Source organism: Tenacibaculum pacificus, assembly GCF_027941775.1.
Classification (GTDB): Bacteria; Bacteroidota; Bacteroidia; order Flavobacteriales; family Flavobacteriaceae; genus Polaribacter; species Polaribacter pacificus_A.
The window spans coordinates 1348185-1358474 of record NZ_CP115917.1 but is presented as its reverse complement, the minus strand read 5'-3'; the positions used below and the strand labels follow the sequence as shown (position 1 = coordinate 1358474).

General features: G+C 27.1%; 6 protein-coding genes. 3 read left to right on the top strand and 3 right to left on the bottom strand.

All coding sequences use genetic code 11. The features are described from left to right. The first annotated feature begins 7 nt into the window (after positions 1–7). Together PG913_RS06155 and PG913_RS06150 are read left to right on the top strand one after the other, a co-directional pair. On the top strand, positions 8–946 hold the full coding sequence (locus PG913_RS06155; RefSeq protein ID WP_271232085.1) for a PorP/SprF family type IX secretion system membrane protein: 939 nt from the start codon (positions 8–10) through the stop codon (positions 944–946). Between the two features lie 10 nt (positions 947–956). Continuing rightward, positions 957–2840 (top strand): OmpA family protein, encoded by a 1884-nt coding sequence (locus PG913_RS06150; RefSeq protein WP_271232084.1) that lies wholly within the window; start codon positions 957–959, stop codon positions 2838–2840. Between the two features lie 33 nt (positions 2841–2873). On the opposite strand, the gene PG913_RS06145 is transcribed toward PG913_RS06150, so the two are convergent. The 3 genes from PG913_RS06145 to miaE all read right to left on the bottom strand — a co-directional run bounded on the left by PG913_RS06145 (position 2874) and on the right by miaE (position 4476). Next, positions 2874–3362 (bottom strand): CAP domain-containing protein, encoded by a 489-nt coding sequence (locus tag PG913_RS06145; RefSeq protein ID WP_271232083.1) that lies wholly within the window; start codon positions 3360–3362, stop codon positions 2874–2876. 92 nt (positions 3363–3454) lie between these two features. Further along, on the bottom strand, positions 3455–3892 hold the full coding sequence (locus tag PG913_RS06140; RefSeq protein WP_271232082.1) for a DUF4268 domain-containing protein: 438 nt from the start codon (positions 3890–3892) through the stop codon (positions 3455–3457). 2 nt (positions 3893–3894) lie between these two features. Continuing rightward, positions 3895–4476 (bottom strand): tRNA-(ms[2]io[6]A)-hydroxylase, encoded by a 582-nt coding sequence (gene miaE / locus PG913_RS06135; protein WP_271232081.1) that lies wholly within the window; start codon positions 4474–4476, stop codon positions 3895–3897. A gap of 190 nt (positions 4477–4666) precedes the next feature. Between miaE and PG913_RS06130 the strand changes: the two genes are divergently transcribed. Then, on the top strand, positions 4667–10156 hold the full coding sequence (locus PG913_RS06130; protein WP_271232080.1) for an alpha-2-macroglobulin family protein: 5490 nt from the start codon (positions 4667–4669) through the stop codon (positions 10154–10156). The last annotated feature ends 134 nt before the right edge of the window (positions 10157–10290 follow it).

Genomic DNA, 10290 nt, shown 5'->3' with positions numbered 1-10290 from the left:
ATAAGCTATGAATTATAACAACAAATTATTATATACAATTCTTGTATTATTTATTTTATCAATTTTTAATATACAAGGACAACAATTACCTCAATTTACTCAATATATGTATAATACAATTTCTGTAAATCCGGCATACGCAGGTAGTAGAGAAGTATTAAGTATTGTGGGGTTACATAGAAGTCAATGGGCGGGTTTTGGAAAAGGAGCAGAAACCCAAACATTATCAATTAATGCACCATTACGAAATGAAAAAATAGGAGTAGGGTTATCATTTATAAATGATAAATTAGGCTATGAAAAATTCACTTATTTATATGGAGATTTTTCATATACTATTCAATTAAGTTATGGTTTGAAATTAGCTTTTGGTTTAAAAGCAGGTTTTACCCAATATAGTTTAGATGATGAGTTATTAATTGCAGAAGGATTAGATCCTGCAGTTAGTGGAGTAGGTAATAGATGGGAACCTAATATTGGTAGTGGTTTATTTTTACATACAGAAAAATGGTATGTAGGTTTATCTACTCCAAGATTAATAAATGTAAATCATAATGATTTAACAGTTGATGGAGTTAATTATGGTGTTCTTGATAAAAGAAGTTACTACTTGACCGGGGGATATGTTTTTGAATTAAATAATAACGTAAAATTTAAACCTGCAACTTTAATTAAAGCAACCAATGGAGCTCCTTTATCATATGATGTAACAGCAAATTTTCTTTTTAATGATAAATTTTGGTTAGGAGGTTCGTATAGATTTAATGAGTATACAGGTGCCTTGGGCGCGTTGATTGATTTTCAAATATCAGATGATTTTCGAATAGGTTACGCTTATGAGTATCCTTTATCTGATATAAATCAATTTTCAAATGGTACTCATGAAGCATTATTAATGTATGAGTTAAATAGCTCTAACAGAGTAAGGTCACCAAGATATTTTTAAGCGTATATATATGAAAACAAAAATCACATTCTTAATATTATTTTTTTTAGTTCTTTGTTCTTTTTCTCAAAAAAGAGTTGCAGATAAATTTTTTAAAAACTACTCTTATATTAAAGCTGCTGAATTTTATGAAAAAGCAGTTGAAAAAGGAGATAGTAGTACGTATGTATTAACTCGTTTAGGTGATTGTTATTATAATAATTCGAATTCTGAAAAAGCCACAAAGTGGTATCGATTAGCTGCTAAAACTGATAAAGGCTTAAGTAGTGAAACTATTTATAAATACGCACAATCTTTAAGAAGTGCAGGACAGTATAATAAAGCTGAAGAGTGGTTGAAAAAGTTACCAAATAATAAAAAATCATCAACCAAAATAGATTATGAAAAACTAAAAACACTAAATAAAGATTCTGTAAAAGTTAGTAATTTAGCTATAAATACTAAAAATTCTGATTTTGGAGCGTACGTACATAATAACAAATTTGTATTTGCTTCAACTAAAAATAAAAAAGGAAGAATCTATAAGTGGAATAATGAGCCTTATCTAGATTTATATGAAGCTTTAATAGATGACATTAAGGATGTTAAAAACATAAAAAATGTTACACCTATAAAATCATCAGAAATAAATACAAGTTTTCATGAATCAAATATCGCTATTACAAGTGATGGTAAAACAATGTATTTCACAAGAAATAACTTAACAAAAAGAAAGAAATTAGATTACGATAAAAAAGGAACATCACATTTAAAAATACTTAAAGCAACTTTAATTAATGGTAATTGGACTAATATAAAAGAACTTCCTATAAATGATGATATACACTCAAATGGTCATCCAGCTTTAAGTCCAGATGATAAAACGTTATATTTTACTTCAGATAGGCCTGGAGGTTATGGTTTAACTGATATTTATAAAACAGCTATTTTACCTAATGGTTCTTATGGTGAGCCAATAAATATGGGGGAAAGTATTAATACAAGTGGTAGAGAAATGTTCCCATTTGTATCAAAACAGTACGTGTTTTACTTTTCATCTGATGGTTATCAAAATCTAGGTTTTTTAGATATATTTAAATCTAATTTATTAAAAAATAATTCATCAGAGGTTATTAATATGGGAGCGCCATTTAATAGTAGATACGATGATTTTTCTTTTTTTATAAATAAAGATAATCAAACAGGTTATTTTTCTTCTAATAGACCTAAAGGAAAAGGACATGATGATATTTATGGTTTTGAATCTTATAAATGTAAACAGCTTCTAAAGGGTAAGACTTTTGATATTAAAACAGATGAAATTTTAACAAATACATTAGTCGAGTTAATAAATAATAAAGGAAAAGTAATTAATAATTTTACAACAGGTTTAGATGCATCTTATTCATTTGAGGTAGATTGTAATAGTAAATATAAATTAAGAGGTTCTAAGAAAGATTATAAAGAGGATTTTAAAAGTGTAATTACTACAAGTATTAGAAATAAAGAAATAGTTAAAAACTTATATTTAACTCCTTTAATTATAGATAAAGAAATAGTGATAAGCCCAATATTTTTTGATTTTGATAAATCAAGTATAAGATCTGATGCAGCATTTGAGTTAGAGTATGTTGTTAAAGTTTTAAAAAATCATCCTAAAATGATAATTAAAATTGAATCTCATACAGATAGTAGAGGTGATGATAATTATAATGAAACTTTATCAGATAAAAGAGCCAAATCAACAAGAGATTATATTTTATCAAGAGGTATAGAATCTTCAAGAATAGAAAGCGCTATTGGTTTTGGAGAAAAACAATTAGTAAATAAGTGTATTAATAATGCAATCTGTACAGAAGAAGAGCATCAAAAAAATAGACGTTCAAAATTTATTATTATAAATGATTATAACTAAAATTTAAGATAGCACTTATAAGTGCTATCTTAATTATTTTTTTACAAAAATATTAGTAAAATACCATTTACCTTTTAAGTTTTTTTCGGCATTAATATCAAAATGAGTAAAATCTCCTTCAATATTATTTCGGTGACCATTACTTATAATCCATGCATTTACTACAGATTTAGCTGAAGAATACCCATAAGCAACATTTTCAGCAACACTTATTGCATTTATATTTTTATTTAAGTATTCTTTACGTGTGTTAAAAAAATCATGAGAAACTATATCTTTTTCAATCATATAATCAGTGTGTTTTTTTGATTGTAATTTAATAGTATCTGATTTTTCTAAAGGAGAGAATCCATTATTAATTCTATAGTCATTAATTTGACTTAGAATTTCTGTTTCAATAGTCTTTACATTAAGTTTACTATAACTTTCTAATTCTATTAATTCAATATCATTATTTGATGAGCAAGATGTTAAAATTAGTGCGCACAGCACTACTAATAACCTTAGGGGACGGTTATTCATTTGGGGGTTGTATTAGGGGGTTAATAACACCTTAATATACGTTAAAAAAATCGTTTAAAAAAATAAGTAAGAATTGTTAATGAAAAGATAAACTAAATAGCGTCTCTAATAATGTCTTCATATTCGTAGAAAAACATTTCAAACTGTTCCATCGTAGCTACATAAAACTCATAGCAGTCTCTCCAAGTATTTTTATTATGGATGCTAAATTTTTTATCATAAGGAACATAAATACGACGAATAATTTTTCTGTTATCTAATTCAAAGTTTTCGTGATAAATAACTTCTGGTAAATATTCTGTTTCTAAAATATTTTTTAACGATAATAATTTATCATATAATAATTCATTAGCAATTTCATCAAGATGTTCAAAATCTAAACAAACCGAAGCTGTTTTACGATCTCCTTGAAATTTAAAAGCGAATCCTTTTATTTTTGTATTATATAATAACCATTTTCTTGGAAAAGATTTTCCAAAACTTGTCCAAAATTCTTGACGTATTTGTGCTGACTCTTCTTTGCTAAACATTTTTATCCGTGTATTTTAGCTTCAGAACCTCTATTTTTCATCATTTCGGCTTCAAAAGCAACTAAATCATTCCATTTTTTATCTACAATTTCTTTGTCTTGATATTTACGAGCAAAACCTAAAAAGATAGTATAATGGTTTGCTTCAGAAATCATTAAATCTTTATAAAATTTAGATAATTCTTCATCTTCCATATTTTCAGAAAAAACTTTAAAACGCTCACAACTTCTTGCTTCAATTAACGCAGCAATTAATAAACGTTGTACTAATGCATTTGTACGGTCTTTTGTTTTTGTGAAAAATTTTTGCAAACGAATAGCATAATCGTTTTTTTGTTCTCTTCCTAAAACCATTCCTCTTTTTACCATAAAATCATGAACCATTTTAAAATGTTGCATTTCTTCAATAGCAATTTCACTCATACTTTGTACAAGTTCTGTTTCTTCTGAATAATTAATAATTATAGAAACAGCATTAGAAGCTGCTTTTTGTTCTAAAAAAGCATGGTCTGTTAATATTTGTTGTAGGTTGTCTTTAGCAATATCTGCCCAAGAGGTTTCGGTTTCAAATTGTAATCCTAACATATTGTAAATTGAATATAGATTGCAAAATTAAGGATTATTACATGTAAGAGATAATTATATGTAGTGTTTATTTATTACAAATTATTTAATTTTTTATCATTTTAAATCTTTATAGATAAAAAGTAGAAAGAGGTTCTATTTTATTGATAAAACAATTAACTTTGGTCTACTTCAAAAAAAATGCTTAATTATGAATAATTTTATGAAAATAATAGCAGTAACATTATTGCTATTGATGTTTAATTCCTGTGAAAAATCTGTAGAAGAGAAAAGTACTGTTGATAATTATACGGAATATGTTTCAGTATTTCCTGAGGAAATAATTTCATCTGTTGCTGATTTTAGATTTATATTAAAAAAAACACCTAAAGTAACTACAGTTAGTAATGATGTTATTACGGTAAATCCACAGGTGAAAGGTGAGGTTTTTTTAGATGGAAATAAAATTTCTTTTATTCCTTCAGAAAAATTAAAAAGTAATACAGAATATACGGTAACACTTCATTTATCAAAATTATATGATGATATTTCTGATGATTTACAAAATTTTACGACAAAAGTAAAAACTAAAGAACTACTTTTTAACGTAACCTTATCAGCACCTATTGTTTCTAGTAAAAATACATATGCTGTAGAAGGTGTGGTAAATATTAGTGATGTTATTGCTTCGGATAAATTATCAGAATTAGTTAAAGCAACGTATAATAATTCTGATATTTCGATGAATTTTGAAACATCAGAAACACTTGTTTCTCAAGCTTTTTTTAAAATTAAAAATTTAAAAAGATTAGAAGAAGATAGAGATATAAAAGTTATTTGGGATGGAAGTAGTATTAATTCTAGTTCAAAAGGAGAACGTGTTTTAACAATAACAGGTAAAAATAATTTTAAAGTATTAAGTATTGAAGTTATTGATACAGATAAACAACATATTGAAGTTAGTTTTTCTGACCCTATTAAAAAATCACAAGATTTACAGGGATTAATAGCTTTTAAAAATGCTCAAAAAAGAAGATTTACATATAAAGTAACAAATAATATTGTAACTATTTATCCGAAGAGTTCGTTTAAAAACAAAGTAGAATTACAAGTTTTTAAAGGAATTAAAAATACAGAAGGATTTTCTTTAAAACATGGTTACAGTCAAACGTTACATTTTAAACAATTAAAGCCTTTAGTAAGTTTTATAAAAAGCGGAACTATAATTCCGAGTTCAACTAATTTAAAAATTAATTTTAAAGCTGTTAATTTAAAAGCTGTTGATGTTTCGGTATATAAAATATATAAAAATAATGTTTTACAGTTTTTACAAAATAATAATTTAAGTAATCAAGGTAATTTACGTTATGTAGGTCGTCCTGAAGCTAAATATACAGTAAATCTTACGGATAAAGGTGTTGACTTAACAAAAGAAAATGCTTTTGCTATAGATTTATCTGAAATTCTATCTATAGAAAATGGCGCAATGTATAGAGTTGAATTTTCATTCAATAAAAAATACTCTAATTACACTTGTGATGAAACTACTAATACAAATACTATTGTTTATGGTAAAAAAGAAGTAGATACAAGAGAATATGATAATCCTAATTATTATAATTATGATCGTTATAGATGGAGTGACAGAGAAAATCCGTGTACAGATTCGTATTTTTATAATAAAAATATTAGTACTAATGTTTTGGCGACTAACTTAGGAGTTATTGTTAAAAAAGGAAATAACAAAACTACTTTTATTGCTGTTACTAATTTATTAACAACAAAACCTGTTGCTAATGCTTCTGTAACCTTATATAATTTGCAACAACAAGCTGTTATAACGGCAACAACAAATACTGATGGTATTGCTAATTTTAACGGAATTAGTAATGCATTTTTTGCAAAAGTAACTAAAGATGAAAATACAACTTACATTAAGTTAAATGATGGAAATGCTTTATCAATGAGTAAGTTTGATGTTTCAGGAACAAAACTTCAAAAAGGAATTAAAGGATATGTTTATGGTGAACGAGGTGTTTGGCGACCTGGTGATCAATTATTTTTGACTTTTGTTTTAAATGATAATGCAAATCCAATACCAGAAAAGCATCCTATTAAATTTGAACTGATTAATCCGCAAGGGAAAATTACAGAAAGAAAAGTACTTTCTAAAAATAATATAAATGTATATAGATATACTCCGAAAACCAGTCAAGATGCAATTACAGGAAATTGGAAATTAAGAGTAAGCGTTGGTGGTGCGGTTTTTAATAAAACACTTAAAATTGAAACTATAAAACCAAACCGTTTAAAAATTAAGTTAAAAACCACAGCCGATTTTATTAAAGCTGATACAGATATTGATGGAGATGTTGAAGTAAAATGGTTACATGGTGCAATTGCAAGAAATTTAAAGTTAGATATTAACGGTAAATTTAGACAGATAAAAACGGAGTTTCCAAAATTTAAAAGTTATAATTTTGATGATATTACTCGAAATTTTAGAACAGAAGATTTTAAGGTATTAGATGGAACATTAAATAACGATGGTGAAACAAGCTTTTCAGTATCACCAAGTTTAGAAAGTAAAGCTCCAGGAATGTTAAAGGCTAGTTTTATAACAAAAGTTTATGAAAATGGTGGAGATTTTAGTACTGATGTATTTTCTAAAAAAGTATCACCTTATAAAACTTATGCTGGTTTATTAAACGCATCAGAACAACAATCTAAAAATTATTTATTTACAGATGAAAAATATACATTTAATGTAGCATCAGTAAATGAAAATGGTGTAGGAGTTGCTAATAATTTAGAAGTAAAAGTATATAAAATCTCTTGGCGTTGGTGGTGGAGTACTTCTGATAATGGGCTTTCTAATTATGATGGAACACGTCATCATCAAGCATATAAAACATTACAAGTAAAAACAAATGCTAACGGGAAAGGTTATTTTGATTTAAATATAAGTGAAAATGATTGGGGACGTTATCTTATTAAAGTAACAGATAAGAGAAGTAAACATGTTACTTCAAATGTTGTTTATTTTGATTGGCCTTCTTGGTATGGAAAGAAAAGAGGAAATCAAGATAAAACAAATGCAACGATGCTAGTTTTTACTACAGATAAAGAATCTTATGAAGTAAATGAAACTGCTACAGTAAAATTTCCATCATCAGAAGGAGGAAGAGCTTTAATTACTATTGAAAATGGAACAGAAGTTTTAGATCATTTTTGGGTAGAAACAACAGCTAAGCAAACAGCATTTAAATTTCCTGTATTAGCGAATTATACGCCTAATGTATTTGTAAATATTTCGTTATTACAAAAACATAGTCAAACGGTTAACGATTTACCAATTCGTATGTATGGTTCAATTCCTATGTTAGTAAATAATCCTGAAACTAAATTAGCTCCAGTAATTGAATTAGCAGATGAAATAAGACCCGAATCAATAACTAAAATAAAGGTTAAAGAAGAAAAAGGAAAAGCAATGACTTATACAATTGCTTTGGTTGATGATGGATTATTAGATTTAACTCGATTTAAAACACCAAATCCGTGGAATACATTTTATGCACGTCAATCATTAGGAGTAAAAACTTGGGATGTTTTTGATGATGTAGTAGGTGCTTACGGAGGAAAAGTAAATCAGATTTTAAGTATTGGAGGAGATGAATCAGAAGCGGGAAGTAAAAATAAAAAAGCCAATAGATTTAAACCAATGGTAACTTATTTAGGTCCTTTTAATTTAGAAAAAGGAGCTAGTAAAACACATACAATAAAAATACCTAAATATATCGGTTCGGTACGTGCCATGGTAGTTGCTGCCGATGTTAAAAATAACGCTTACGGAAGTGTTGAAAAAACAGCTTTAGTACGTAAACCTGTAATGATCTTAGCATCATTACCTCGTAAAATAACGCCTCAAGAAACTGTAACATTACCTGTTAACGTATTTGCAATGTTACCTTCTATAAAAAAGGTTAAGGTTACAGTACAGCCAAATGAATCATTTACTATTTTGGGTGATAAAACAAAAGTATTATCTTTTAATGAACCTGATGAAAAAATGGTTTATTTTACCTTGAAAGTAAATGATTTTAAAGGAATTGGAAAAGTAGAAATAGACGCAGTTTCAGGAAGTGAAAAAGCATCCTACGAAGTAGAAATAGATGTTTTAAATCCGAATCCTATAAGTACAGAAGTAAAAGATTTAGTGTTAAAATCAAATGAAAAAAGTGCGCTTAATTTTATCACATTTGGTAGTGCTGGCACTAATACGGCAAGTGTAGAATTATCTACATTACCTCCAATGAATTTTACCAAACGTATGGAATATTTAATTCAATATCCGCATGGTTGTGTAGAGCAAACTACTTCAAGTGCTTTTCCTCAGTTGTTTTTGGCTGAGATATTTGAATTATCCGAAGAAAAACAACAAGATATTGAGAGAAATATAAAAGCTACTATTCAACGATTATCAGGTTTTCAATTATCAAATGGAGGTTTGTCTTATTGGCAAGGAAATAGCACGGCAAATAGTTGGGGAACATCTTATGCAGGTCATTTTATGATAGAAGCATCTAAAAAAGGATATGCGTTACCTATTGGTTTTAAATCGAAATGGATTAGTTATCAAAAACAACAAGCACGTAATTGGCGAAATAATTCTTATTACGGAAACAATTCTTTATCACAAGCGTACCGATTATACACATTGAGTTTGGCAAATAGTGCTGATATTGCCTCGATGAATCGTTTGCGTGAAACAAGTGGTACTTCTAATGAAGCAAAAATGAGATTAGCAAGTGCATATGCATTAATTGGTAAAAAATCAATTGCAAAAGGTATTTTAAGTAAGTTAAGAGTAAATGATTATAGTAAAAAACGTTATTCAAATTATGGTTCTGAAACCCGCAATAAAGCCATGGCATTAGAAACTTATATTTTATTAAATGATGAAATAAAAGGAATAAAATTAGCTAAACAAATTTCTGAAATTTTATCTGGAGATAAATGGATGAGTACACAAACAACATCATATAGTTTATTGTCAATGAGTAAATATGCTTTACAGAATGGCGAAAATTCAGGTATTAATGCAACTTATATTTTAAATAAAAAATCAGAAAATGTTAATACTTCTAAAGCTTTATTTACTGATGATTTAAATGATGTTAACAAAGAAAATACAATTACTGTTTCTAATAATAGTAAAGGTGTTTTATATGTTAGAGTATTTAATAAAGGAATTTTACCTGTAGGTAAAGAAAAAGTGATTCAGAAAAATATAGAAACAACTGTTTCTTATAAAACGAAAGAAGGTACTACGATATCTATAGATAATTTATCACAAGGAACAAATTTTGTAGCTGAGGTTACTGTAAAAAATATGACAAATGATAAGGTAGAAAATATAGCTTTAACACAATATATTCCGTCAGGATGGGAAATTGTAAATACCCGTTTTACTGAATTTGGAAATAATACAACATCTTCAGAAGTAGATTTTACAGATATTCGTGATGCTAGTATTAGTAATTATTTTACGTTAAAAGAGCATCAGAAAAAAACATTTACAGTGTTATTAAACGCATCGTATTTAGGAACTTATTATTTACCAGGTGTGCAAGTAGAAGCAATGTATGATAATGATTATATAGCCAGAACAAAAGGAAACTGGATTAAAGTTATCAAGTAAAATAATTGAGTTTTTTAATGAAAAAATCACTATAAATATTTTTAATATTTATAGTGATTTTTTGTTTTAATTTTAACTATCTGTTTTTTAATTCTTTATTTTTTTTTGTGAGTTTATTTATTATTATTAGTAAG